Genomic DNA, 25,754 nt, shown 5'->3' with positions numbered 1-25,754 from the left:
GGGAATTCAGTATCGAATTCCCGTACGCGTTTGGCTACTCGCGGTTGTTTACTGCAGGCCGGCCTTCTTGCAGGCCGCGGCGTACGCCGGGGTGCAGATGTCGCTGACCGTGTACAGACCGTCCTTGACGACGGTGTCCTTGATGTTTTCCTTCGTCAGCGAGGTGACGGGGACCAGCAGGGACGGGATCTGCTTGTCGGTCGGGCTGTCGACCTTGTCCTTGGCGACCGAGTCGAGCGACTTGCCCTGGGCGAGCGCGACGGCCAGCTCGGCGGCCGCGTCGGCCTCCGGGGCGTACGGCTTGTAGACGCTCATGAACTGCTCACCCGCGAGGATGCGCTGCACACCCGCGAGCTCGGCGTCCTGACCCGTGACCGGGACCTTGATGCCGGCGGCCTTCAGCGCGGTGATGATACCGCCGGCCATGCCGTCGTTCGCGGAGTAGACACCGACGATGTTCTTCTTGCCGAGAGCCGAGATCGCCGCCTCCATGTTGGCGTTGGCGTTCTCCGGCTTCCACTCCTTGGTGTCGTACTCCTTGCCGACGTTCACCTTGCCGTCGAGCACCTCGTGGGCGCCGGCCTTGAACTGAGCGGCGTTCGGGTCGGTGACCGAACCGTTCATCATGACGATCTTGCCGGACTTGGCCTTGGAGCCGAGCGCGGAGAGGAGCGCCTCACCCTGCGTCTTGCCGACCGTCTTGTTGTCGAACGAGGTGTAGGCCGAGATGGGGCCCTGCGCGAGGCGGTCGTAGGCCACGACCGGGATGCCGGCGTCCTTGGCCTTCTGGACCGAGCTCTTGATCGCGGCGGCGTCCACAGCGTCAATGATCAGCACGTCCACCTTGTTGGTGATCATCGTGTCGACCTGCTGGTTCTGGGTGCTCGCGTCCTGCTTGGCGTTGGCGTAGACGACCTCGCCCTTGTCGTTCGTGAGCTCCTTGACCTTCGCCTCGATCAGCGGCTTGTCGAACTTCTCGTAGCGGGCCGTCTGGTTCTCCGGAAGGAGCAGACCGACCTTGATCGCGTCGCCCTTCTTCGCCGAGCTGGCGGAGCTGTCGCTGCCCGGGTCCGACTCCTTGGCGCTGCCACAGGCGGCGAGAGAGACAGCCATTGCACCAGCGGCAACGGCAACGGCGGCACGACGCATCTGCGTGTTCATTCTTAAACCTCCCTGACGAGGCCGCGTCGTTGCGGCCGAGGTGGACTGGAGTCAACTCGGCCACACGTGCGACGTCAAGAAGTAAATACTTAACGAGATGGCAACGGTGCCATGCGTTCTCTAAGTGAAGGCAGGAGTACCGGCCGATAGAGAACCGTCCAAAAGGGTCGAATCACCCATCTCGCTGAGTGCGAGAGCGAGCGCCCCGAGCACCTCCGCACGGCCCCCGAGTGCGCCTGGCAACACCGAGAGTTGACGTGCGGCGCTGGGGATCGCGTAGCGGCCGACAGACTCCCTGATGGGCCCGAGGACGAGCTCGCCGGCCTCGGCGAGATCGCCGCCGAGGACCACCCGACTCGGGTTCAGCAAATTGCAGAGATTGGCGACTCCACTGCCGATGTGACGGCCGACGTCGGCGATCACCCGACGACAGCCCGGGTCTCCGTCCCGCGCCAGCCTGACCACGCCCTCCATGGTCAGATCGGTACCATGGCTGGACTGGAGGAGCGGCAGCACATAGCGCGCCGCCGCGAAGGTCTCCAGACAGCCGCGGTTGCCGCAACGGCAGACGGGGCCGGATTCATCAAGTGTAATATGCCCGATTTCTCCCGCTGTGCCACCTGGACCGCGGTAGATCTTGCCCTCTATGACCAGCCCCGCGCCGACGCCGCTGGCGACCTTGATGTACGCGAGATCCCGGACCCCGCGACCGCTGCCCCAGACCATCTCGCCGAGCGCGCCCAGATTGGCGTCGTTGTCCACGTAGACGGGCACGCCGAGCCGCCCCCGCAGCTCCTCGGCGGGCCTCGCGCCGGTCCAGCCGGGCAGGATCGAGGTGGACCCCAGGGTGCCCGATTCCACGTCGATGGGGCCCGGTACGCCGAGGCCCACGCCCGCGATCTTGGAACGGTCGACCCCCGTCGCCGCGATCAGGCGGCTGACCAGTTCCTCGGCCCGGTCGAAGCCCTGCGCGGCGGAGGCGTCCACGTCCAGCGGCTCGGACTCCTCGGCCAGCACCTGATGGGCCAGATTTCCGACAGCGACGCGCAAATGGGTGTGCCCGAAGTCGACACCGATCACGATCCCGGCGTCCCCGCTCAAGGACACGCTGCGCGCTCTGCGGCCGCCCGCCGAAGTGGGTGTGACCTCGACCGTTCCGCCGTCCTTGAGTTCACGGACGATATTGGAAACGGTCGCGGCCGACAGGCCCGTCGCCCTCGCGATCTCCGCCTGCGTGAGCGAGCCGGCCAGGCGCACCGCCCGCACGACGCGCTCCAGATTGGCTCGGTGCAGCGACGACTGCGACCCCGGAGTCTCCATCGACTCATCCACTCCTGCCCTCAGCCGGGCGGCCCCGATGCCGCCCGTGTGATCTGGGTCACGTCAACGGGACCCCGGTCACTTACAAGTTGTGAACTCCAAGCTCCGCTGAACGGGTTACCGCAGTCAAGTCCTTGACGAAAATCAGGGTCGCCCAGTCATGTTCGACTCCTGGCCTCACCCGGACACACATGCGCCACCCCCGGGACGGAGGTGGCGCATGTGACGGACGGGACGATTCGTTACTTGAGAGTCGCCGAAGTGAGACCTGCCTGGACCTGACGCTGGAAGGACAGGTAGACGATCAGCATGGGGACCATGGCGATCGTCACGCCGGCGAACAGCACGGGCAGATCGGTGGCGTACCCCTGCTGCTGCTGGAGCTGGATGAGGCCCTGGGTCAGGACGTAGCGCTCCGGGTCCGAACTGGTCTGCGGCTGCATCAGCACCGAGGGCAGGATGTACTGGTTCCACTGGCCCAGCACGTTGAAGATGCCGACGCTGAGCAGGCCGGGCTTGGCCATGGGCAGCATGACCTGGAAGAACGCCCGGGTGTGCGAGGCCCCGTCGAGCACCGCCGCCTCGAAGACCGCCGTGGGCAGCGTCCTGAAGAAGGCGTGCATGAAGAACACCGTGAACGGCAGCGAGTAGGCCACGTACACCAGGACCAGGCCTTGGTAGCTGTTCAGCATGTCGAGACGCTTGACCATGAAGAACAGCGGCACCAGGGCCAGGAAGACGGGGAACATGGCCCCGCCGACGAAGAAGTAGTACACGAGCCGGTTGCCCGGGAACTCGTAGCGGGCCAGTACGTAGGCCGCCATCGCGCCGAGCAGCATGGTCAGCGGGACCGAGAACACCAGGACGATCAGGGTGTTGGCGAAATAGTCGCCGATGCCCTTGTTCCAGGCCCGGCTGAAGACGTCGAACTGCCAGTTCGAGGGCCAGCCGAGGGCCGAACCGCCGATCTGCGCGTCGGTCTTGAAGGAGCTCAGGACCAGCCAGAGCAGCGGCAGGATGATCAGGATCGCCCACAGGGCCAGGAAGCCGTGCGAGAAGACGTTGAGGGCCATGCCCTCGGTCCGCTTGTCACCCGGCCGTGGCGGGGCCTTCCTGGCGTTTCGTTGCGGGGGTACTCCGGCGCCGTCGACCTTCGCCGGCTCCGTGATGGGTGCGCTCATAGTCGTGTCTCCCGCTCAGAACTCGATGCGCTCGCGGCGGGTGGCGCGCAGCGTGACCACGGACAGGATCAGGGTGAGGAGGAGCATGACGACGCCCATGGCGCAGGCGTAGCCGCTCTTCCCGAAGTAGAGGAAGTTGCGCATCATGACGTTCGCCATGACCTCGCTGTGGTGGTCGGGCCCGCCTCCGTAGCCGGTGCCCTGGGTCATCGTCGAGACGAGGACGAACATGTCCATCGCGATGATGCCCAGATAGACCCAGGCGGTCTGCACCGTGTCCCAGAGCAGGGGCAGGGTGACCCGGAAGAAGGTGTGGGTGCGGCTCGCGCCGTCCAGCAGCGCGGCCTCGTAGATGTCCTTCGGGATGGACTGCATGGCCGCGGAGAACAGCACCAGATAGAAGCCGACGCCGTGCCAGACGACGACCGCCATCAGGCACCAGAGCACCAGGTTGGGCTCGTTCATCCACTCGACGGGGCTGTTCGCGTCGACCAGGCCCAGCTTGATGAGCAGGCCGTTGAGCAGACCGCCGCTGTCACTGCGGTAGAAGGCCCCGAAGAGCACCGCGACGATCGCGAGCGACAGCACCTGCGGGAAGAAGTACACGATCTTGTAGAAGCTCGACCCGGCGACGCCCTGTACGCCACCGGCGCCGCCCCGCCCGCCCGCGTTCACCATGAAGGCGAAGAAGAGGGCGAGCAGGATGGTGATCACCGGGATGAACACCAGGAACAGGATGTTGTGCCAGATCGCCTGGAGGAATACGTCGTCCTGGAACAACGCCTCGTAATTGTCCAGGCCGACGAAACCGAACGTCTGCGACTGACCCTTCCAGTCGGTGAAGGAGTAACCGATGGTCTGTAGGTAAGGCCAGATCACGAAGATCAGATACAGCGCCAAAGGTGCGAGGAGAAACCCCGCGACGAACCGGTACTGCCCTTTTCGCATGGCATCCTGCCCTGGTGTTCCGGATGTGCGCGGCCCGGGTGTTCCGGGCGTGCGTGACCCCGATGTTCCGGGTTTTACGTGATCAGTCGCGGTGGTTCTTCTTGGACTCCGGGTCCTTCGCCGCCTTGTCGACCGCCGCCTGGGCCCGCTTCAGCCATTCCTTCGGCTGGATGCGCTTGGCCATCAGCTCGTTGGACGCGTTCTGGATGGAGACGTCCATCTCGCTGTACCAGTTGGGGTACAGGTAGTTGAAGGAGTTGTCGCCGGCCGCCTTGGAGGCCTCGACCGTGGACTGCGTACCGGGACGCAGCTGCACGCCGTCGGACACACCGTCCTTGAGGATGGTGAGGGAGTTGGCCTTCTGGGCGAAGAGCGTCGACCACTCCTTGGAGAGCATGGAGCGCATGAACTCCTGGGCCTCGGGCAGGTTCGCGGCCTTCGCCGGGATGATGAACGGCTCGCCCGAGCCGGCCCGGATCGCCTCGAACGGCAGCTTGTCGCCCGGCAGGCTGGGCATCGGCATGAACTTCATGTCGAAGTCGGCCGGGGTCTGCTTGAGCTGCTCGTTCTCCAGCCAGGAGCCACAGGTGATGAACGCGGCCTTGTACTGGTTCCACCGCGTCTGCGACTCGGTGTGGGTCAGGCCGTTGGTGCCGGCCAGCAGGTAACCCTTCTCCACGACCTCGTAGATGGCCTCGATGGCCGCCTTCGCGGCGTCGGACCCGACGAACGCCTTGGGGTCGAGGTTGTCGATCGCCTTCATGGCGTCCAGACCGCCCTGCTTGGCGATCAGGTCCATGATGGCGACGTTGATGTAGTACGGGTACTTGCCCTGGTGCGCGAGGCCGCCGATGCCCTGCGACTTGGCGTCCTTGCAGATGGCGAGGAAGTCGTCCCAGGTCTTGGGCACCTCCCAGCCCTTCTCCTTGAAGAGCTTGCCGGAGTACCACAACCCCCACACCGTGTAGATGTAGTTGAGGGCCACGACCTTGCCGCCCTGCAGGCCCGGGTCGAGCGTGCCCGGGATCAGCGTGTCGCGGACCTTCTTGGACGGGTCGTCGATGGACGGGGCGTCGAGGACCGCCGCCAGGTCGAGCAGGTTGCCGTTCTTGTAGAGCACGTCCAGCTTGATCTGCTGGGCGCCCGAGTCGTCGACGATGTCCGGCGGGTTGCCGCCGTTGAAGCGCGGCTGGAGCTTGCCGGTGATCTCCTGGGTGCCGGTGTGGGCGCTGGTGGTGCCCCACTTCTTGTCGAAGGCCGCTTCCCACGACTTGGCGTACTCGTCGCCGTAACCGCCCTTGAAGACGACGACGTCGAGCTTGCCGCCGCCCTTCTTCACGCCGAAGGGGTTGTCCTTGCTGGTCTTGCCGGTGCCCTTGTCGCCCGACTTGCCCTCGTCGCCCCCGCCGCTCGCACAGGCGGACAGGAAGCTCATCGTCGGGACGGTGATCAGACCGAGTGCGGCCGACCTCTTGATGAGGTCACGGCGGCCGACACCCTCGGGGCTGTTGTTCTCGGCGGAAGTGGATCCCATGCTCAAGTCCTCGCCTTCTCCAGGACTCAGGCGGTGAACCGGATCCTCCCCGGCACCGCGGTTAGGTCAAGCTGGGGTCGTGCATGGGGGATTCACCGGGACGAACCGGCATTGCGTGTATGGACCACGCTCTGCCGTCCCGCGAAATTCCCCCCTGGGTCCTGCCTGTCCAGAGCCTGTCGATCGACTGGCCGGACGCGACAGGTATAGTCCACTTCCCGCCAACGGAGCAAGATCGAATGCAGGTTTGGCCGTCGGTCTTTTCCGAGTTGAGACCTCACGGAAATATGGGGCACCCCAGGACCACCCCGGCGAAGATCCACAGGACGCCGGCCCCCGCATTGAACGCAATGCACGGTTCGTCACAACACATTCACCCCGGATGGCGCACCCAACACCCTTGACATCACTGTCAACTTGACGCCCAAATGGTCCTTGCGCATCGAATTTGACAACGTTGTCCAGGTGCAGGGAGGGTGCTCGCGCATGCAGCACAGCGCTCGGTACAGACAGAGTTCCACGCGGCGGACCGGATGGCGTTCCCCGGCGGCGCTGGGGGTGGCGGTCCTCGCCCTGTTAGCGGCCTCCCAGGGCGTCGCGGTCGCCCTGCCCGCCCAAGCGGCCAAGCCCGACAGGGAGTTCGGCTCCTCGTTCGAATCGGGCGATCGGGCCCCGGACTGGCTCAACACGGTGGACACCGCTCCCGACGGGACGAAGCGGTCCTCCGGGGTCGACGGCGGCTACAGCACCGGCATCCCCGGCAATGTGACCGACCATGTCACCGACGTGCGGGCCAGCGGCGAGAACACCGGCGCGGGCGAGGTCAAGGAGAACCTCGCCGACGGTGAGCCGAGCAGCAAGTGGCTGACCTTCGAGCCCACCGGCTGGGCGGAGTTCGACCTGGACGCGCCGGTCAAGACGGTCACGTACGCGCTCACATCCGCAAACGACCACGACGAACGCGACCCGCGGGACTGGACCCTCCAGGGCTCCGCCGACGGCAAGGACTGGAAGACCCTCGACACCCGCTCCGGCGAATCCTTCGGCGAGCGGTTCCAGACGAAGTCGTACGACATCGAGAACCCCGTCGAGTACCAGCACTTCCGGCTCGACGTCACGAAGAACAACGGCGGCGACATCCTCCAGATCGCCGACGTCCAGTTCTCGACGGGCCGGAGCGACGACCCGACGCCCAAGGACATGCTCTCGCTCGTGGACCGGGGGCCGAGCGGCTCGCCGACCGCCAAGGCGGGCGCGGGCTTCACGGGCAAGCGGGCCCTGCGCTACGCCGGCACCCACAAGGGCGACGGCCGGGCGTACTCGTACAACAAGGTGTTCGACGTGAACGTCGCCGTCGGGCGTGACACCGAGCTGTCGTACCGGATCTTCCCCTCGATGGCGGACGGCGACCGGGACTACGACGCCACGAACGCGGCCGTGGACCTGGTCTTCACCGACGGCACCTCGCTGAGCTCTCTCAACGCCGTGGACCAGCACGGATTCACGCTGACTCCGCAGGGCCAGGGCGCCGCCAAGGTGCTCTACGTCAACCAGTGGAACAACGTGACCTCGCGGATCGGTTCCGTCGCGGCCGGGAAGACCGTCGACCGGATCGTCCTCGCGTACGACTCCCCCAAGGGCCCCGCGAAGTTCCGCGGCTGGCTGGACGACGTCGCGCTGAGGACGGCCGCTCCGCGGAAGCCCGCGGCCCATCTGGCCGACTACGCGCTCACGACCCGCGGCACCAACTCCAGCGGCGGATTCTCACGCGGGAACAACTTCCCGGCGACCGCCGTACCGCACGGCTTCAACTTCTGGACGCCGGTGACCAACGCGGGCTCCTTGAGCTGGCTGTACGACTACGCCCGCGACAACAACGCGGACAACCTGCCCACCGTCCAGGCGTTCAGCGCGAGCCACGAGCCGAGCCCCTGGATGGGCGACCGGCAGACCTTCCAGGTGATGCCGTCGGCCGCCTCCGGCGCCCCGGACACCGGCCGCACGGCCCGCGAACTGGCCTTCCGGCACGAGAACGAGACCGCGCGGCCGTACTACTACGGCGTCACGTTCGAGAACGGTCTCAAGGCGGAGCTGGCCCCGACCGATCACGCCGCCGCCCTGCGCTTCACCTATCCGGGCGACGACGCGAGCGTGATCTTCGACAACGTCACCGAGCAGGCGGGCCTGACGCTCGACACCTCGGCGGGCGTCGTCACCGGCTACTCGGACGTGAAGTCCGGCCTGTCGACCGGCGCCACCCGGCTCTTCGTGTACGGGGTCTTCGACGCGCCCGTGACCGAGGGCTCCTCCAGCGGCGTCAAGGGCTATCTGAAGTTCAGGCCCGGCTCCGACCGCACCGTCACCCTGCGCCTGGCCACCTCGCTCATCAGCCTCGACCAGGCCAAGGACAACCTGCGCCAGGAGATCCCGGACGGCACGTCCTTCGACGCGGTCAAGAAGGGCGCTCGCAAGCAGTGGGACAGGATCCTGGGCAAGGTCGAGGTCCAGGGCGCCACGCCGGACCAGCTCACGACGCTGTACTCCAGCATGTACCGGCTCTACCTGTACCCGAACTCCGGCTTCGAGAAGGTGGGTACGAAGTACCAGTACGCCTCGCCGTTCTCCCCCATGCCGGGCCCGGACACCCCGACCCGCACCGGGGCGAAGATCGTCGACGGCAAGGTGTACGTCAACAACGGCTTCTGGGACACCTACCGGACGACCTGGCCCGCCTACTCCTTCCTGACGCCCGGTCAGGCCGGTGAGATGGTCGACGGGTTCGTGCAGCAGTACAAGGACGGCGGCTGGACCTCGCGCTGGTCCTCGCCCGGCTACGCGGACCTGATGACCGGCACCTCGTCCGACGTGGCGTTCGCGGACGCGTACGTCAAGGGCGTCGGCTTCGACGCCAAGTCCGCGTACGAGGCGGCCCTGAAGAACGCGACGGTCGTCCCGCCGACGTCCGGAGTGGGCCGCAAGGGCATGGCCACCTCGCCCTTCCTCGGCTACACGAGCACCTCCACCCACGAGGGGCTGTCGTGGGCCATGGAGGGCTACGTCAACGACTACGGCATCGCTCAGATGGGCAAGGCGCTCTACAAGAAGACCGGCGAGAAGCGCTACAAGGAGGAGTCCGACTACTTCCTCGACCGCTCCCGGGACTACGTGAACCTCTTCGACTCCAAGGCCGGCTTCTTCCAGGGCCGCGACGCCAAGGGCGACTGGCGGGTCGACTCCGCGAAGTACGACCCGCGCGTGTGGGGTTACGACTACACGGAGACCGACGGCTGGGGGTACGCGTTCACCGCGCCGCAGGACTCGCGCGGTCTCGCCAACCTGTACGGCGGCCGCGGCGCGCTCGGGGACAAGCTCGACACGTACTTCTCCACCCCCGAGACGGCCTCTCCGGACATCGTGGGCTCCTACGGCGGTGTCATCCATGAGATGACCGAGGCCCGGGACGTGCGCATGGGCCAGTACGGGCACTCCAACCAGGTGGCCCATCACGTGAACTACATGTACGACGCGGCCGGGCAGCCCTGGAAGGCGCAGAAGAACATCCGCGAGGTCCTCTCGCGTCTCTACACCGGAAGCGAGATCGGACAGGGCTACCACGGCGACGAGGACAACGGCGAGCAGTCGGCCTGGTTCCTCTTCTCCTCGCTCGGCTTCTACCCGCTGGTGATGGGCAGCGGCGAGTACGCCATCGGCTCCCCGCTGTTCACCAAGGTGACGGTCCACCTGGAGAACGGCCACGACCTGGTGATCAAGGCCCCGCGCAACAGCGCGAGGAACGTGTACGTGCAGGGCGTCCGGTTCGACGGCAAGCGGTGGAACTCGACTTCGCTCCCCCACTCGCTGATCAGCCGTGGCGGAGTGCTGGAGTTCGACATGGGCGCCGAACCCTCCTCGTGGGGCACGGGCAAGGACGCGGCACCGGTGTCGGTCACCGAGGACGACAAGGTGCCGTCGCCGCGCGCGGACACGCTCGAGGGGGACGGCGCCCTGTTCGACAACACCTCGGCGACGGACGCCACCGTCACCTCGGTGGACCTGCCGGTCGGCTCCGGCACCGAGGGAGTCCGGTACACGCTGACCTCGGCGGACCGCACGAAGGCGCCGAGCGGGTGGACCCTCCAGGGTTCCTCGGACGGGACCACCTGGACGGACCTCGACAAGCGCTCCGGTGAGTCCTTCCCCTGGGACAGGCAGACCCGGGCGTTCACGGTCGCGACGCCCGGCTCGTACGCCCACTACCGTCTCGTCCTCGACGGCGAGTCGACCCTCGCGGAGGTGGAACTGCTGGCCTGACGCCCGCCGCCGGGGACGCTCAGTCCGACGTCCGTTCCAGCGCCGCCTCGAGCTCCTCCACGCGGCGCGGGGCGTCGAGCGAACGAGCCAGTTCCAGCGCCTCGCCGTACGCCTCACGGGCGGCGGCGGGGCGCCGGGCGTGGAGGTGGATGTCTCCGAGGACGGTGAGCATGGTCGCCAGCCCCGCTCGGTCGCCCCGGTCGCGATGGAACGCGATCGCGGGCGAAAGAACCTCCTCGGCGTCGGCGTACCGGCCCATCTGGTCGTACGCCAGGGCGAGATGCCACTGGCCCCAGACGATCTCGGCGGCGTCCCCGCGGCGTCGGCTCTCCGCCAGAGCCTCCGTCAGCACGCGTGCCGCGTCCTCGGGACGGTCCATCTGCCGGTACGCGTCGCCCATGTGCGCGGCGAGCCAGATCTCGGCGCCCTTGTCCTCGCGTTGCCGGTAGATGGCCCGGGCTTCGGCGTAGCGGCGCAGAGCGTCCTGGGGACGGTCGAGATCGCACTGGAGATCGCCGAAGTGCGTCAGGATCCAGGCCGTCCTGTCCTCGTCGCCCGCGCCGCGCGCGATCTCCAGTGCCCGCTCGTACAGTGCGGTGGTCTCCTGCCGGCGTCCCAGCAGGCGTCGCGCCTCGGCGAGGTGGATGAGCGAGCCCAGCTCGGCGGGTTCGTCGCCCACTCGGCGTGCCGCCTCCACCGCCATGGCCTTGACCGCCTCCATCTCCTCCCAGTGGCTCCGGTGGAAGAGCAGCCCGTAGAGCGAGCCCGCCAGCCTCAGGAGCGGCTCCCACTCCTGGCTCTCGTACGCCTGGCGCACGGCCGCCTGCACGTTGAGGTGTTCCTCGGTGAACCACCCGATCGCCTCCTCGGGCGGCAGCTCGTGGGCTCCTGGCCGGCTCATCCAGCCGTCCATCCGGTCCGCGTACCACCCCAGGGAGCGCCGGACGGCCTCCCTCCGTTCGGCCTCCGATTCCGTGCGCTCGGCGTGCTCCCTCGCGTACAGGCGCAGCAGGTCGTGCAGCCGGTAGCGGCCGCCCGTGACGTCCATGACCTCGACCAGCTGCCGGTCGGCGAGTTCGCCGAGCAGCCGTTCGGACTCCTCGGGTCCGAGGTCCGCGCACCTCGCGGACAGCTCGGGCACGAAGTCGGCTCCGGGGAGCAGGCCGAGGTGCCGGAACAGACGGCGGGTGTCCTCCCGCAGGGCCCGGTAGCTGAGCTCGAACGTGCTTCGTACCCCGATGTCCTCGCCGTCCAGACGACCCTCCAGCTGCGAGATGCGCTGCCGCTCGTCGGCCAGCAGCATGGCGTGGACGCTCAACGGCCTCCTCAGGGCAAGAACATTCCCTCCCGCGATGCGGATGGCAAGGGGCAGGCCCCCCAGAAGGGTGACGATGCCGTTCGCCGCACTCGGCTCACGGGCGATCCGTTCGGCACCGACGATCCGCTCGAAGAGCCGCAGCGCCTCCGCGGTGGGCAGCGGTTCGACGGGCAGCCGCTCCGCTCCGGTGACCGAGGGGAGTTCGGAGCGGCTGGTGAGGAGCGCGGCGCTGCCCGGCGAGACGGGAAGCAGCGGAACGATCCGGGCCACTTCGGCCACGTTGTCCAGCACGAGGAGGCTGGGGCCGCCTTCGAGTCGCCTCTGGAGTTCGGCACGGCGTGCGGGCGCGTCGGGCGGCAGTCTGTCGCCGGTGAGCCCGAACGCCTGCAGAGCCTGGATCATGGCGGCGTCGGTGGACACGTCGAAGTGGCCGCCGCCGAGGTCCACCTGGATGCGCGCGTGCCAGAAGGTGGGTCCCAGATGGTGGGCGATCTGTGTGGCCAGCTGTGTCTTTCCGACACCGGCCATGCCGTGGAGGACCAGCACGGGGGCGCTGTCCGCCAGGCGGTCGGTGAGCAGGACGGCCGCCTTCGCGAGCGTCCTCTCCCGGTCGGTGAAGTCCGCCACCGCGCGGCCCAGACGCGTGTACCGGGCCGCCCGGCGTCCGGTGCCCGTACGGGCGTGCGGCAGGACGGCCCAGTTGCCCAGTCCGAGGTCCCGCCACCACGGCGCGCCCTCTCCCAGCGCCGTCAGCCCCGTCACCGGAGCCACGGTCAGGGTCGACGCCCCCTCGGGCAGATGGTGCTCGGTGATGACTCCGACGGCCAGCGCCCCGAGTTCCGGGTGGTCGCCGAACACCACTGCCCCGGACATGCCGCGCCACTGCGAGGTGTGACCCGCGCGCGGTCCCAGCTGTTCCGGCGTGGAGGTCGTCCGCAGTTCCAGCAGTCCGCGCCGCACGTTGGAACCCGGTGGGATGACCCCCTGGATCTGCACACTGTCGCGCAGGGGGACGCCGGCGCCGTCCGCCGGGTGTTCGTTCCACCCCGGGTAGCCGATCGCCCAGCAGTTCTCGACGAGCCTGGTCTGGCGGCGGTCGACCCGGGCGAAGCGCACGGCCGGCATGTCGCCCAGGGAAGGATCGGCGGACACCCGCAGCAGGGCGATGTCCCCGTCCCTCTCCGCGGCGAGTACGTCCGCCGCCAGCCGGGATCCGTCCCCGCGCCTGACGCTGATCAGGTCGTCGGCACCGCCGTCCGTGAGGACGTTGTGCGCGGCGGTGAGCACCAGCCTGCCGCCCACCAGGTATCCGGAACCCACGCTCCAGACGCCGGAAGCGCGTCTGCGCAGCACCTCCACCGCGCGATCGACCGGGCTGATCACCGATGCCGTCCGGGGCAGCCGGGTCAGGGCCTGGTGAGAGAGTCACGCGTCACCTGGACCGGCCTCCCGGAACGGTCGGCGGGCGCCTCCAGGGTCAGCGTGATCCGCTGGATCTCCTCCTTGCGGTACCCGCCGTCGCCGCCCAGCTCCAGCACCCAGAATCTGGCGCGCCCCGTGCCGCTCGCCTCTCGGGTGATGCCGACACTGATCTCCAGCTGCACCTGTCCGACACCGAAACGGAAGTCCGCGTCCGCGCCGGCGGCGACCGCTTCGGTGAGTTCCTCGCGCAACGCGGCGATGGTTTCGGCCAGTCCAAGATTTCCCACAGCCATTCCCCGATTCCCCCGTGTCCGCCAGAGACCCGCTCCGACGTGCGGGACGATTATTCCCGGCCGCACGGACGGCCACGCGGGAATCGGGGGAACGCCGCGGCGGGCGCACCGCCGTGGCGGTCCGGCCCGTTCCGACGGGCCGGACGCGCTCGACGGTTCAGCCGGTGGCGAGGGTGAAGACGTGCAGGTCCGCGTTGTCCGGGAGTTTGACGCTCTTGATCGTCCTCCCCTCCGGTGCCGTGAACGGCTTGGTGGCGAAGACGTAGGTGGCCACCGGGTCCTTGCCGGCTCCGGCGACGTTGCGGTAGGCGGTCCTCGCGACGGTGACGTTGCCGTACTGGACGGTTCCGCCCCCGCCGCCGACGGTCCAGTCGGTGAAGGACAGGTCGACGGAGTCGGTGCCGCCGTCGGTGTAGGTGACGGTCGCCGTGGTCTTCTGGTTGCCGTTCACGGCGCTGCCGACGAAGGACAACCGGCTCGCGGGGGCGCTCAGTTCGATGGTCTGCGAGGTGGCCGAGGCGTTGTCGGGACGGCCGGACGGGGACTTCGGCCAGGTGAAGGCGAGACCGTCCACCGTGCCCCGGCCGCCCGGGCTCAGTCCCGCGTCGGCCAGGGCCTGCCGGGAGTAGCTCCAGCCGCCGCCGTCGTAGTCGGCCTCGGAGTGATCACCGGTGTCGTCCGAGACACCGGTGTTGTCGTAGGCGGCGAGGAGGGATCCCGGGGCCGCGACGGTGAGCGCCACCGGCTGCGCGTACGACGTGTCGGCGGAGGTCACGGTCACCTTGACGTCGTAGAACCCCTGCTCGGCGTCGTCGTCGGCGGTGAGGACGATCCGCTGGGCACCGTCGCTCACCGTGCCCTCGGCCGGGGCCGCCGTCACTCCCGCGGGCACGTCCACGTGGAAGCGGACCTCGGGCCCGGCGCCGCCGCCGAGGGCCAGGGCGCGGATGTCGAGCGCGGCGCTGCCGCCGGGTGCGAGCGTCGCCGCGGTCGGCCCCACCCCGATCTGGTACGGCTGCTCGCCCGTGCGGAAGGAGGGAGGCGCGGCCGCCTCGGCGCTTCCCCAGCTCTTGTCGGGTGTCGCGGACAGCGTGTAGTCGAGCGTGCCGCCCTCGCGGACGAAGGAGGCCGGGAGCCACGGCCGTTCGCTGGTACGGCCGTCGACGCGCAGCGACCGGACGTACGGGGCGTCCGCGGCCGCGCCCCGGGCCCGGATCTCGATGTCGGCGCCGCCCGGACGCTCGATCTCGATCCTCGGGAACAGCGGTGAGGACAGGGTGAGTTCGGCGCGGGAGGGCACCTGCGGATACATGCCGAGCGCGGAGAAGACGTACCAGGACGACATCTCACCGAGGTCGTCGTTGCCGGGGATGCCGCCCGGCCCGGTCGACCAGAGCCTGTTCATCGCCGCACGGACGGTCTCCTGCGCCTTGTGGGGCGCGCCCGCGTAGTCGTACAGGTAGGGCACGTTGATCGACGGCTCGTTGTCCAGCTCGGACTTGTCGCCGCCGCTGCCGGTGAACGCCCAGCTGCCGTCCGCGTTGTGGAAGAAGGTGTCGAGCCGGTCGAGCGCCTTGGCGCGCCCGCCCATGGCCGCGAAGAGACCCGCCGGGTCGTGCTGGACCATCCAGGTGTACTGGGCGGCGGTCCCCTCCACGAAACCGTTGCCGGTCGCCGGGGTGAAGCCGGTGACCCAGCTCCCGTCGGCCTTGCGGTTGGCGATGTAGCCGCCGCCGGGGTCGGCCGCGATGTTGAAGTTGTTCTGCCACCACTGGGAGCGCTCGGCGAAGTCGGCCGCGGTCTTCTTCTCCCCTGCCGCCCTGGCCAGTTGGGAGATCGCGAAGTCCGCGCCGGACATCTCCAGGGTCTCGGCCGCGCCGCCCCAGGCGTTGGACACGGACGGCATGTAGTGGTGTTCGAGGTACTTGTCGAGCGAGGGGCGCTGGCCCACCGAGAGCACGGGCTTGCCCGCCGGTGAGAGGTCCTGCTCGGTCGGCACGGTCGCCGCCTTCACCAGGGAGGCGAGGGCGCCGCGCAGGTCGAAGTCCGTGCCGCCGAAGGCGCGGATGCCCGCGAGGGCGGGCGCCGACGGGTCGCCGTTCATGACGTGCGTGCCGCTCGCGCCGTGCAGCCAGCGGTCCCAGACTCCCCCGTTCTGCCGGGCGAGTTCGAGCAGTGACTGCGCGATGTCGGAGCCGGTGTCCGGGTCGAGCAGGGTCAGCAGCTGGACCTGGGAGCGGTAGACGTCCCAGCCGGAGAAGGTGCCGTACTGCGCCTCGTGACCCCGGCCGACCTTGTGCACCTTGTCGTCGGGGCCGCGGTATCTGCGGTCGGCGTCACTGATGACGTTCGGGTGCAGGAGGGAGTGGTAGAGCGCGGTGTAGAAGGTGGTGCGGTCGCTGTCGGTGCCGCCGCCGACGCCGATCGCGCCGAGGCGTTCACGCCAGGCACGGTGGGCGGCGCGCTGGACGGAGGCGAAGGAGCGGGACGGCGGGTTCTCTTCGTCCAGGTTGGCGGCGGCGCCCTCCTGACTGACGTAGGAGATGCCGACCTTGACGTTCACCGGGTCGGTGCCGGGCTCGAACTCCACATAGCCGCCCGCGCCCTTGCCCGCGAGCGGCCGGCCGCCCTGTGCGAAGCCTCCGGTGCCGCCGCTCGCCTCGGTGGCCCCCGGGCTCAGCCGGTCGTCCTGCCAGGTGCCGGTGGTCTTGAAGGCGCGGTCGAAGCGGGCGGTGAAGTACAGGGTGTAGTAGGAGCGTTGCCCCTCGGGGTCGAGGTAGCCGCAGAAGTTGCCGGAGGTGACGGAGCCGGAGACGGTCCTGGCCGCCGGGTCGATGCGCACCGTCGAATCCGTCGACCCGACCTCGGAGTTGGCGGTGCGGACCAGCATCGAGGCGGGCTTGTCGGCGGGGAAGGTGAAGCGGCCCGAGCCGGTGCGCGCGGTCGCCGTGAGGTCGGCGGTCACGCCGGAGGCGAGCCCCACCTTGTAGTGGCCCGGCTCGGCCAGTTCGTCGGAGTGCGCGAACCCCGCGGCGTAGACGGCGTCCTTCGTGTCGGTCGCCGGGGACGAGGTGACCTCACCGGCGTACGGGAAGAACGGGATGTCGCCGCTGCCGCCCGCGCATCCCGTTCCGGACATGTGGGTGAGACTGAAGCCCCGGACGCGCGTGGCGTCGTACTGGTAGCCGCCGGGCGCGGCGGTGCGGGTGGCGTCCCCGCGGGTGTTCTCCGGGCTCCAGGAGAGCATGCCGAAGGGCGTGACGGCACCGGGGAAGACATTGCCGCCGTTCTTGGTGCCGATGAGCGGATCGACGTACGCGGTGGGGTCCTGGACGAGTTCCGGCGGCCCCGACGGAGGCGCGGCGAGCGCCGGGGTGGCGCCGGCCACCGTCAGGGCGACGGCCAGCAGTAACGATGACGGACGGAAACGCATGACGCGGCCCCTCCTCCTTCGGACGGGTCGCGCACCACGGGTCGCACAAGCCGCAGGGACAGTAACGTGCGCCACGGGTACCACGGAAGACCGCCTGCATCGTCGGAGACGCGCCCGGCACCTCCTCCGATGGCGTCACGGACGGCGCTCCCGGACGTGTCGCGCCTTCCCGGGCCACCGGTGACCCGCCCGGGCCGCCGAGCGGCGCTGCGCCTGCCACCCGCCTCCCGCCCGCCCCCGGCCGCCGGCGCGTCCGGCACCCGTCTCCGAGGGGCGCGAACGCGCCGAGGTGGGCCGTCAACGTGCTTGACATCGTTGTCCGTTGAGGCGGTAGAGTCGTGAGCAGACCGTTCGACAACGTTGTCGTGCACTCCGGTCGCCACAAGCCGCACCATCCCGGGCAGGGCCTCCCCCGCCGCGTCCGGGCTCGCGGACCGGGTGGGCCCGAACCCACCCGCCCGGTCCGCCCCGAGCCTCGCTCGTTCAGCCGACCCGGCAGGGAAGGGCCGTTGCCGGATCACCGCCCGAGCCCTGGACGACATAGCCGAACGTGGTGCTGCCTCCCGGACCGAGTGAGCCGTTCCAGCCGGCGTTGTGCACCATCACGTCCTGGCCGCTGTAGGTCGCGTTGCCGTTCCACAGACTGGCGACCGACTGCCCGCCCGGCAGCGTCCAGTCGACCATCCAGCCGAGCATCGGGACCGTGCCGGTGTTGGTGACCGTCACCTCGGACTGGTAACCGCCCGGCCAGCTGCCGGTGGTGCGCCGGGTCGCCGAGCAGGTGCCGGGCGGGGGTTCGGTCGGGTTGCCCGGATCGTGGATGCCGGTGACCTCGCCGTTGCCGCCGTCGAAGACGACGTCGGAGCAGGAGTAGAACGTCTCCGCGCTGTCCGAGCGCTGCCAGACCATGTAGACGATGTGGCGGCCGGTCTTGCCCGCCGGCAGCCTGCCGCTCCAGGAGTAGTTGGCCTCGACCGTGCCCGGGGTGCCGTTGAGCGGCGGGTGGTCGACGGTGAGGAACGGCTGGTCCTCCATGGCGTCCCAGGTGAGGGTCCTGGTCGGGTCGAAGCCGTCCTTGGTGATGTAGACGTAGAACCAGCCGGGGTGCGCGGCCCAGGCGTTGTACGCGAAGTCGACGGTCGCGCCCGCGGTCAGGTGGGTCAACGGCCAGTCGGAGCGCGGCAGATCGAAGCCCGAGAAGTTGGGGTTGCCGCCGCTGCACAGCGAGCCGTCGGGGACGAAGCCGCGGGTGCGTCCCGCCCCGTCCGAGCGCAGCACCGAGAACCAGTTGTAGAACGGCGTGGTCCCGCCGACCTGTTGCGCCGCCTTGCAGGCCGGGTTCACCGGCTTGATCTCACCGGTGTCGGTCAGCCCGTCCCGCCAGCACAGGAAGGTTCGGCTGCCGGGCTTCATGGGGGTGCCGTGCGCCTCCGCCCGGCCGCCGGTCATGACGATCAGGGCGAGGGCCGGGAGCACGGCCAGCAGGGCGAGGAGGACCAGGAAGGGGGACGGGCGGCGGCCGGGGAGCAGTGACCGGGAGAGCGGCCGTCGCGTCGCGGCCGAACGGGGGCCGGCAGGACGTGGGCCGGGCGAACGCAGCCTCGCCAGACGTGAGCTTGTCAAGTGCATGACAATCCATCCCTTCGTGAGACCGTGCGGGATCGGAGCGAGGTGGGAGCGGCCCGGGGGCGGGTTCCGGTCCGCCCCATGGGAGCGCTCCCACCTCACTCGGAAAGTAGCGCGCGCAGGGACCCCTGTAAACGCCTGGCGCATCGCGCGAACCCGCCGGGCCGGTGTCCCGTTTCCGCGGTCGGGCCCATGGGACGTGGCCGGCACCGGCCCGTCGCGGGCCACCGGAACACGGCGACCGGGACGGAACGGTCACGGACGTGGCCGGCAAGGCCCCCCGGACGCACCGCGCTTGGGGCGATCGCGGTCCCGCGCCGGACGCAATCCGTTGTTCCGTCCGCGCATCGCCCATGCCCCGCAAGGGAGTTCGGGGCGACGGCGAAGGGCCGCACCCCCGTCAACCGGGGATGCGGCCCTCGACTCCTGCGGAGCTGCCCTACGACTGCGTCACCGGAGTGCTCAGTTGCGGATCAGGTTGCGCAGCACGTACTGCATGATGCCGCCGTTGCGGTAGTAGTCCGCCTCGCCGGGGGTGTCGATGCGGACGACCGCGTCGAACTCGACGCCGGTGTCGGTGGTGACCTTCACCGTGCGCGGGGTGGTGCCGTTGTTGAGCTCCTCGACACCGGTGAAGGAGAAGGTCTCCTCGCCGGTCAGACCGAGGGACTCGGCCGTCGCGCCCTCCGGGAACTGGAGCGGCAGGACGCCCATGCCGATGAGGTTCGAGCGGTGGATGCGCTCGTACGACTCGGCGATGACGGCCTTGACGCCGAGGAGCGCGGTGCCCTTGGCGGCCCAGTCGCGGGACGAGCCGGAGCCGTACTCCTTGCCCGCCAGGATGACCAGCGGGATGCCCTGGTCGATGTAGTTGCGCGAGGCGTCGTAGATGAAGGAGACGGGGGCGCCGTCCTGCGTGAAGTCGCGGGTGTAGCCGCCCTCGGTGCCCGGCGCGATCTGGTTGCGCAGGCGGATGTTGGCGAACGTGCCGCGGATCATGACCTCGTGGTTGCCGCGGCGCGAGCCGTAGCTGTTGAAGTCACGGCGCTCGACACCGTGCTCCGTGAGGTACTTGCCTCCGGGGGTGTCGGCCTTGATCGCACCGGCCGGGGAGATGTGGTCGGTGGTGACCGAGTCGCCCAGCTTGGCGAGGACGCGCGCGCCGGCGATGTCCGAGACCGGGGTGGTCTCCATCGTCATGCCCTCGAAGTAAGGGGGCTTGCGGACGTACGTCGACTGCGGGTCCCACTCGAAGGTGTTGCCCTCGGGGATCGGCAGCGCCTGCCACTGGGCGTCGCCCGCGAAGACGTCCTGGTAGGACTTGTTGAACATGTCCTCGCCGATGGCGTTCGCCACGACGTCGTTGACCTCGGCCTCGGAGGGCCAGATGTCGGCCAGGTAGACCGGCTTGCCCTCGGTGTCGGTGCCGAGCGCGTCGCGGGTGATGTCCACCTTCATGGAGCCCGCGAGGGCGTAGGCGACGACCAGCGGCGGGGAGGCCAGGTAGTTCATCTTGACGTCGGGGTTGATACGGCCCTCGAAGTTCCGGTTGCCGGAGAGGACCGAGGTGACCGCGAGGTCGTGGTCGTTGACGGCCTTGGAGACCTCGTCCGGCAGCGGGCCGGAGTTGCCGATGCAGGTGGTGCAGCCGTAACCGACCAGGTTGAAGCCGACCTTGTCGAGGTAGGGGGTGAGCCCCGCCTTGTCGAAGTAGTCGGTGACGACCTTGGAGCCCGGGGCGAGGGTGGTCTTGACCCACGGCTTGCGGGTCAGGCCCTTCTCCACGGCCTTCTTCGCGACGAGCGCGGCGGCGACCATGACGTACGGGTTCGAGGTGTTGGTGCAGGAGGTGATGGCCGCGACCGTCACCGCGCCGTGGTCGATCTCGTAGGTCGAGCCGTCGGGGGCCGTGACCGTGACCGGGTTGGACGGGACGCCGTTGGCGGCCGCCGGGGAGTCGGAGGCCGGGAAGGACTCCTTGCCCGCCTCGTCGTCGTCGGCGACGTAGTTGCGCACGTCGCTCTTGAACTGCTCGGCGGCGTTCGCGAGGACGATGCGGTCCTGCGGGCGCTTCGGGCCGGCGATGGAGGGGACGACCGTGGAGAGGTCGAGCTCCAGCTTCTCGGAGAAGTCGGGCTCGGCGGCCGGGTCGAGCCAGAGGCCCTGCTCCTTGGCGTACGCCTCGACGAGCGCGAGCTGCTGCTCGGAGCGGCCGGTGAGCTTGAGGTACTTGATGGTCTCGCCGTCGATCGGGAAGATCGCGGCGGTGGAGCCGAACTCCGGCGACATGTTGCCGATGGTGGCGCGGTTGGCCAGCGACGTGGCGGCCACACCCTCGCCGTAGAACTCGACGAACTTGCCGACGACACCGTGCTTGCGCAGCATCTCGGTGATGGTCAGCACGAGGTCGGTGGCGGTGGTGCCCGGGGTGAGCTCGCCGGTCAGCTTGAAGCCGACGACGCGCGGGATGAGCATGGAGACCGGCTGGCCGAGCATCGCGGCCTCGGCCTCGATGCCGCCGACGCCCCAGCCGAGCACGCCGAGGCCGTTGACCATCGTGGTGTGCGAGTCGGTGCCGACGAGGGTGTCGGGGTACGCCTGGCCGCCTCGGACCATGACCGTGCGCGCCAGGTGCTCGATGTTCACCTGGTGGACGATGCCGGTGCCCGGCGGGACGACCTTGAAGTCGTCGAAGGCGGTCTGGCCCCAGCGCAGGAACTGGTAGCGCTCCTTGTTGCGGCCGTACTCCAGCTCGACGTTCTGGCCGAAGGCTTCCTTCGTGCCGAACTTGTCGGCGATGACGGAGTGGTCGATGACCAGCTCGGCCGGGGAGAGCGGGTTGACCTTCGCCGGGTCGCCGCCGAGCTCCTTGACGGCCTCGCGCATGGTGGCGAGGTCGACGACACAGGGCACGCCCGTGAAGTCCTGCATGATCACGCGGGCGGGCGTGAACTGGATCTCCTGGCTGGGCTGGGCCTGCGAGTCCCAGCCGCCGAGCGCCCGGATGTGGTCGGCGGTGATGTTCGCGCCGTCCTCCGTGCGGAGCAGGTTCTCCAGCAGCACCTTCAGGCTGTACGGAAGGCGAGCCGAGCCTTCCACCTTGTCCAGCCGGAAGATCTCGTACGACTCGTCGCCCACCTGCAGCGTGCTGCGGGCGTCGAAGCTGTTCGCCGACACGACAGTCTCCTTCATTGATGTGCGCGTTCCCACCGCATCCTGCCGCCACGACGCCATGGCCGATCCGCTAAGGTAAGGCTAAGTTAGGTAACCCTTACCGCCGGACCGATGGCGGCGCGCTGTCTGCGGTACGCCTCGGCAGATATCTCGATGTCGAGATAACTCTAGTGCATGGGGGCGGACAGGTCATGTCCGCACGCCCGCATGTCCGGGCCGTTCCGCTTGTCCCGCCCCGGGAGGAATGCCCGCATCTTCCGGCATCACCCGGCATCGACCGGGCGTGACATCCCGGACCGACGGCCCTCCCGGCCCCGGCCGCACTCCCGGGCGTCACGCGCGACCAGTGCACGGCGGCCAAGGGACGCGACCGAAGACCCGACGGAATCCGAGGACCCGGAGAAGGGCAGCGCGGCCCCTCGCGAAGGAAACTGACGCACCGAAGTCGAGGACAGGCACATCGGGGCCGTTTCGGGGTACCCGGTGTGCGCCGGGAACGTCCCGGCGCGACCGACACAGGGGGGGCACCATGCCGCTCACCTTCCGCAAGAGCTTCCGCATCCTTCCCGGACTGCGGCTCAACATCAATCGCAAGTCGTGGTCCATCACCTCGGGCGGAAAGAACGGGCCGAAGCGCACACACAGCAGCACCGGGCGCCGCACGACGTCGATGGACCTGCCGGGGCCGTTCGGATGGCGCAAGACCACACGTAAGGCAAAGTGACTTAAGAGCGACAAAAAAACCCATATACGACGAACCATCACGGAAGCGCTTCCTCACGGCATCCGACGACGGCGACACGGGCTCGCGGGGCCGGCCGGCACCCCGCGGGCGCCGTCGTCGCGCCGGTGCGGGGCACCCGAACTGCCCCTCGAACACCGCCCGGTGACCCCTGCCACCCGGAAGGCGGCGCTCCACTTTTGTTTATCTCACATCCGATATACGGTCGCGCCATGGCAGACGACTACCTCGTACGTATCGGCAAGCTCATCCGTGACGCCCGGCAACACCGGGGCTGGACACAGTCGCAGCTCGCCGAGGCACTCGGCACGAGTCAGAGCGCCGTCAATCGCATCGAGCGCGGCAACCAGAACATCAGCCTTGAGATGATCGCCCGGATCGGCGAGGCCCTGGACAGCGAGATCGTCTCGCTCGGATATGCGGGTCCGATGCATCTGCGGGTCGTCGGCGGCCGCCGTCTGTCCGGCTCCATCGACGTCAAGACCAGCAAGAACGCCTGTGTCGCCCTGCTGTGCGCGACGCTCCTGAACAAGGGGCGCACGGTGCTGCGCCGGGTGGCCCGGATCGAAGAGGTCTACCGCCTGCTGGAGGTCCTCAACTCGATCGGCGTCCGCACCCGCTGGATCAACGGCGGGGTCGACCTCGAGATCGTGCCGCCCAGCGCGCTGGACATGGAGTCCATCGACCACGAGGCCGCCATCCGCACGCGGTCCATCATCATGTTCCTCGGCCCGCTGCTGCACCGCCTGGAGGCCTTCAAGCTGCCCTACGCGGGCGGTTGCGACCTCGGCACCCGCACCATCGAGCCGCACATGATCGCGCTGCGCCGGTTCGGCCTCGACATCGCCGCGACCGAGGGGCTCTACCACGCCCGCGTCGACCGGTCCGTGACACCCGGTCGGCCGATCGTGCTGACCGAGCGCGGGGACACGGTCACCGAGAACGCGCTGCTCGCCGCCGCCCGCCACGACGGTGTCACGGTCATCCGCAACGCCTCCTCCAACTACATGGTCCAGGACCTGTGCTTCTTCCTGGAGGCGCTGGGCGTACGGGTGGAGGGCATCGGCACCACGACGCTCACCGTGCACGGTGTGCCGAACATCGACGTCGACGTGGACTACTCGCCCTCCGAGGACCCGGTCGAGGCGATGAGCCTGCTCGCCGCCGCCGTGGTCACCGAGTCCGAGCTGACGGTGTGCCGGGTGCCGATCGAGTTCCTGGAGATCGAGCTCGCGGTCCTGGAGGAGATGGGCCTCGACCACGACCGCACGCCCGAGTACTTCGCGGACAACGGCCGTACGCGGCTGATCGACCTGACCGTGCGGCCCTCCAAGCTGGAGGCGCCCATCGACAAGATCCACCCGATGCCGTTCCCGGGCCTGAACATCGACAACGTCCCGTTCTTCGCGGCCATCGCGGCCACCGCGCAGGGCCAGACGCTGATCCACGACTGGGTCTACGACAACCGGGCGATCTACCTCACGGACCTCAACCGCCTCGGCGGCCGGCTCCAGTTGCTCGACCCGCACCGGGTGCTCGTCGAGGGCCCGACCCGCTGGCGCGCCGCCGAGATGATGTGCCCGCCCGCGCTGCGGCCCGCCGTGGTCGTCCTGCTCGCGATGATGGCGGCCGACGGCACCTCGGTGCTGCGGAACGTGTACGTCATCAACCGCGGTTACGAGGACCTCGCCGAGCGCCTGAACTCGATCGGCGCGCAGATCGAGATCTTCCGGGACATCTGAGCCCACACCGCGAGGAGCCGCCGCGCCCTGCTGGACCCGTGTGCGAACGGATCCGGCAGGGCGCTGTGGTGTCCGTGGGACTTCCCCGGGCTCAGGCCGCCTGTCGGTCGCGACCCACTTCGCGCGTGCGCCCGAAGGCATGGACGCGGCCGGCCAGGGCGATGGCCAGCACCACGAACGGCAGGTTCTCGGCGGCCCGGGTCGCGGACGCTCCTGCCGGCCGGCTCCGGCCCCGCGGACCATTCACGGGCGGGGGCGCAGATGCGAGGGGCTGAAAGGGCGAGGGACGGGGGTCGGAGGTCGGCTCCGTGGTGCCGGCCCGGCCGCTGGTGCCGCGACAGGCAACGTTCGCCCCGTCGCGGCTAGCCGTCGGTGTCCGTCGCTGCCAGCACCGTCACCCGTGTACGGGTGGGATCCAGTACCGCGAAAGCCTCGTCCGCCGTGTCGTGGTGGAACCAGTCCGTGAACGCCATGAAGCGCAGCCAACGGTGGTCGAGGGCCTGCTCCACCGCTTCCGGGAACGGGACGTCGGCGGGCAGACCCAGCAGCGCGTACAGACTGTTCCAGGCGTACAGGCGGGCGTACGCGCCACCTTGCGGCCTGCCGTTCACCCCACCGTCGTACGCCGCCGCGAACAGCGTGTTGAGCACATCGTCGGGCGTCGTCCGGCAGGCCACGGCTCCGCCCCGGCGCGTGCCCTCGCCCACCATGCAGTCCAGCGGCAGTTCCTTGACGAAGGAGATGTTGAAGTCGTCCGGGTCGAGCGGCCGCGGCAGCGTGAAGAAGCGCACCTCCGGTTCACGGGCCCATCCGCCGACGGTGAACGGCTCCGCCGCGGCCCGCGCACGCGTGCCGTCGGGTGTCTGCCCGGCCGTGTGTCCCGCCGCCGCACCGCTGTGGGTCGGGGAAATCTCCGGGAATCGCGACCGGAGCTGGTCAGGGGTCTTGACGGAGCCGAGGCCCCGGACACGGACGGTGAAACGGTGTTCGATGTCGAGCCGCGTCCTGGGCAGCACGGCCAGCGGGTGCCCCAGCTCTCGCAATCGCTCCGCGTAGGCGTCGAGGTCGGGCCGGCCGCGTCCCGCGCCGATCAGGGCCAGCTCCCCGAGGAGGCAGGCGCGCACGTCCGTCGAAGGGTCCTCGGCGTCGTCCGGCAGCTCTTCGAACAGGGCTGCCAGGTCGCGCAGTTGCTGGGCCTTGGCCAGCTTCGCGGCCACCGATCGCCGTAGCCGGTCTCCTTCCTCCCGGCCCACGGGGCCGGTCGGCAGCAGCCGGCCCACCAGGTCCACGGCGAACCTCGCGCAGTCCCGGGACCGCGTCTCGGCGAGAACGTCGGCGACGCGTCCGATGGTCCGCACGGCCGCGGCGGATGCCGCGGAGCCGTCATCGGACGCCTCACGGCACAGCCGCTCCGCCGCCTCGTACAGCTCCTCGGGGTGCGCCTCGGCCCGAAGCCTGAGCTCCGCCATGCCGGACAGGTTCCCGAGGGGGCGACGGGAAGCGGCGTCACCGGGCGTTGCTTGGTTGTCGTTCACGCCCGAAGTCTATG

Annotated in this window: 14 protein-coding genes; 3 read left to right on the top strand and 11 right to left on the bottom strand. The window is 69.2% G+C overall.

Annotated elements, in window-relative coordinates:
• Nucleotides 1-48: 48 nt before the first annotated feature.
• The 5 genes from ACFYW9_RS16180 to ngcE all read right to left on the bottom strand — a co-directional run bounded on the left by ACFYW9_RS16180 (nucleotide 49) and on the right by ngcE (nucleotide 6,144).
• Nucleotides 49-1,149, bottom strand: a complete 1,101-nt coding sequence (locus ACFYW9_RS16180) for a substrate-binding domain-containing protein (RefSeq protein WP_389150120.1) — start codon at nucleotides 1,147-1,149, stop codon at nucleotides 49-51.
• A gap of 132 nt (nucleotides 1,150-1,281) precedes the next feature.
• Complete coding sequence (locus tag ACFYW9_RS16175) at nucleotides 1,282-2,481, bottom strand: ROK family transcriptional regulator (protein WP_329302111.1); 1,200 nt, start codon at nucleotides 2,479-2,481, stop codon at nucleotides 1,282-1,284.
• Between the two features lie 242 nt (nucleotides 2,482-2,723).
• Nucleotides 2,724-3,662 carry a carbohydrate ABC transporter permease gene (locus tag ACFYW9_RS16170; RefSeq protein WP_351861484.1) on the bottom strand — a complete coding sequence of 313 codons (939 nt, stop codon included), beginning with the start codon at nucleotides 3,660-3,662 and terminating at the stop codon, nucleotides 2,724-2,726.
• A 15-nt stretch (nucleotides 3,663-3,677) separates the two neighbouring features.
• Nucleotides 3,678-4,610 (bottom strand): carbohydrate ABC transporter permease, encoded by a 933-nt coding sequence (locus ACFYW9_RS16165; RefSeq protein ID WP_389150024.1) that lies wholly within the window; start codon nucleotides 4,608-4,610, stop codon nucleotides 3,678-3,680.
• An 82-nt stretch (nucleotides 4,611-4,692) separates the two neighbouring features.
• Nucleotides 4,693-6,144, bottom strand: a complete 1,452-nt coding sequence (gene ngcE / locus ACFYW9_RS16160; protein WP_389150021.1) for an N-acetylglucosamine/diacetylchitobiose ABC transporter substrate-binding protein — start codon at nucleotides 6,142-6,144, stop codon at nucleotides 4,693-4,695.
• Nucleotides 6,145-6,630: 486 nt separating this feature from the next.
• On the opposite strand from ngcE, the gene ACFYW9_RS16155 reads away from it, so the two are divergent.
• The gene (locus tag ACFYW9_RS16155; protein ID WP_389150018.1) at nucleotides 6,631-10,455 is read left to right on the top strand and encodes a GH92 family glycosyl hydrolase; all 3,825 of its coding nucleotides are present in this window, start codon (nucleotides 6,631-6,633) and stop codon (nucleotides 10,453-10,455) included.
• A gap of 19 nt (nucleotides 10,456-10,474) precedes the next feature.
• On the opposite strand, the gene ACFYW9_RS16150 is transcribed toward ACFYW9_RS16155, so the two are convergent.
• The 5 genes from ACFYW9_RS16150 to acnA all read right to left on the bottom strand — a co-directional run bounded on the left by ACFYW9_RS16150 (nucleotide 10,475) and on the right by acnA (nucleotide 21,724).
• Entirely contained in the window at nucleotides 10,475-13,156 is a 2,682-nt protein-coding gene (locus tag ACFYW9_RS16150; RefSeq protein WP_389150015.1) for a tetratricopeptide repeat protein, read from the bottom strand.
• A 23-nt stretch (nucleotides 13,157-13,179) separates the two neighbouring features.
• Complete coding sequence (locus ACFYW9_RS16145) at nucleotides 13,180-13,482, bottom strand: trypco2 family protein (RefSeq protein WP_389150012.1); 303 nt, start codon at nucleotides 13,480-13,482, stop codon at nucleotides 13,180-13,182.
• Between the two features lie 163 nt (nucleotides 13,483-13,645).
• A complete protein-coding gene (locus ACFYW9_RS16140; protein ID WP_389150009.1) occupies nucleotides 13,646-16,921 on the bottom strand; it encodes a GH92 family glycosyl hydrolase in 3,276 nt (1,091 codons plus the stop codon).
• Nucleotides 16,922-17,404: 483 nt separating this feature from the next.
• A complete protein-coding gene (locus ACFYW9_RS16135) occupies nucleotides 17,405-18,550 on the bottom strand; it encodes a lytic polysaccharide monooxygenase (RefSeq protein WP_389150006.1) in 1,146 nt (381 codons plus the stop codon).
• A gap of 459 nt (nucleotides 18,551-19,009) precedes the next feature.
• Complete coding sequence (gene acnA / locus ACFYW9_RS16130; RefSeq protein ID WP_389150003.1) at nucleotides 19,010-21,724, bottom strand: aconitate hydratase AcnA; 2,715 nt, start codon at nucleotides 21,722-21,724, stop codon at nucleotides 19,010-19,012.
• Between the two features lie 526 nt (nucleotides 21,725-22,250).
• On the opposite strand from acnA, the gene ACFYW9_RS16125 reads away from it, so the two are divergent.
• Together ACFYW9_RS16125 and ACFYW9_RS16120 are read left to right on the top strand one after the other, a co-directional pair.
• Entirely contained in the window at nucleotides 22,251-22,445 is a 195-nt protein-coding gene (locus tag ACFYW9_RS16125) for a DUF4236 domain-containing protein (RefSeq protein ID WP_266763518.1), read from the top strand.
• Nucleotides 22,446-22,675: 230 nt separating this feature from the next.
• On the top strand, nucleotides 22,676-24,205 hold the full coding sequence (locus tag ACFYW9_RS16120; protein WP_351861500.1) for a UDP-N-acetylglucosamine 1-carboxyvinyltransferase: 1,530 nt from the start codon (nucleotides 22,676-22,678) through the stop codon (nucleotides 24,203-24,205).
• A gap of 362 nt (nucleotides 24,206-24,567) precedes the next feature.
• Here ACFYW9_RS16120 and ACFYW9_RS16115 read toward each other — a convergent pair whose 3' ends face one another.
• On the bottom strand, nucleotides 24,568-25,740 hold the full coding sequence (locus ACFYW9_RS16115; protein ID WP_389149998.1) for a DUF6183 family protein: 1,173 nt from the start codon (nucleotides 25,738-25,740) through the stop codon (nucleotides 24,568-24,570).
• Between the last annotated feature and the right edge of the window lie 14 nt (nucleotides 25,741-25,754).

Origin of the sequence: Streptomyces sp. NPDC002698 (assembly GCF_042888945.1) — a bacterium.
In the GTDB taxonomy this organism is placed as follows: Bacteria; Actinomycetota; Actinomycetes; order Streptomycetales; family Streptomycetaceae; genus Streptomyces.
Note: the sequence above shows the minus strand (reverse complement) of the source record. Positions and strands in the feature narration are given on the sequence as shown.

What these genes read in the sequence shown, in the direction of transcription:
- ACFYW9_RS16180 (WP_389150120.1), bottom strand. Translation starts at nt 1,149, where the DNA reads ATGCGTCGTGCCGCCGTTGCCGTTGCCGCTGGTGCAATGGCTGTCTCT.
- ACFYW9_RS16175 (WP_329302111.1), bottom strand. Translation starts at nt 2,481, where the DNA reads ATGGAGACTCCGGGGTCGCAGTCGTCGCTGCACCGAGCCAATCTGGAG.
- ACFYW9_RS16170 (WP_351861484.1), bottom strand. Translation starts at nt 3,662, where the DNA reads ATGAGCGCACCCATCACGGAGCCGGCGAAGGTCGACGGCGCCGGAGTA.
- ACFYW9_RS16165 (WP_389150024.1), bottom strand. Translation starts at nt 4,610, where the DNA reads ATGCGAAAAGGGCAGTACCGGTTCGTCGCGGGGTTTCTCCTCGCACCT.
- ngcE (WP_389150021.1), bottom strand. Translation starts at nt 6,144, where the DNA reads ATGGGATCCACTTCCGCCGAGAACAACAGCCCCGAGGGTGTCGGCCGC.
- ACFYW9_RS16155 (WP_389150018.1), top strand. Translation starts at nt 6,631, where the DNA reads ATGCAGCACAGCGCTCGGTACAGACAGAGTTCCACGCGGCGGACCGGA.
- ACFYW9_RS16140 (WP_389150009.1), bottom strand. Translation starts at nt 16,921, where the DNA reads ATGCGTTTCCGTCCGTCATCGTTACTGCTGGCCGTCGCCCTGACGGTG.
- ACFYW9_RS16135 (WP_389150006.1), bottom strand. Translation starts at nt 18,550, where the DNA reads ATGCACTTGACAAGCTCACGTCTGGCGAGGCTGCGTTCGCCCGGCCCA.
- ACFYW9_RS16125 (WP_266763518.1), top strand. Translation starts at nt 22,251, where the DNA reads ATGCCGCTCACCTTCCGCAAGAGCTTCCGCATCCTTCCCGGACTGCGG.
- ACFYW9_RS16120 (WP_351861500.1), top strand. Translation starts at nt 22,676, where the DNA reads ATGGCAGACGACTACCTCGTACGTATCGGCAAGCTCATCCGTGACGCC.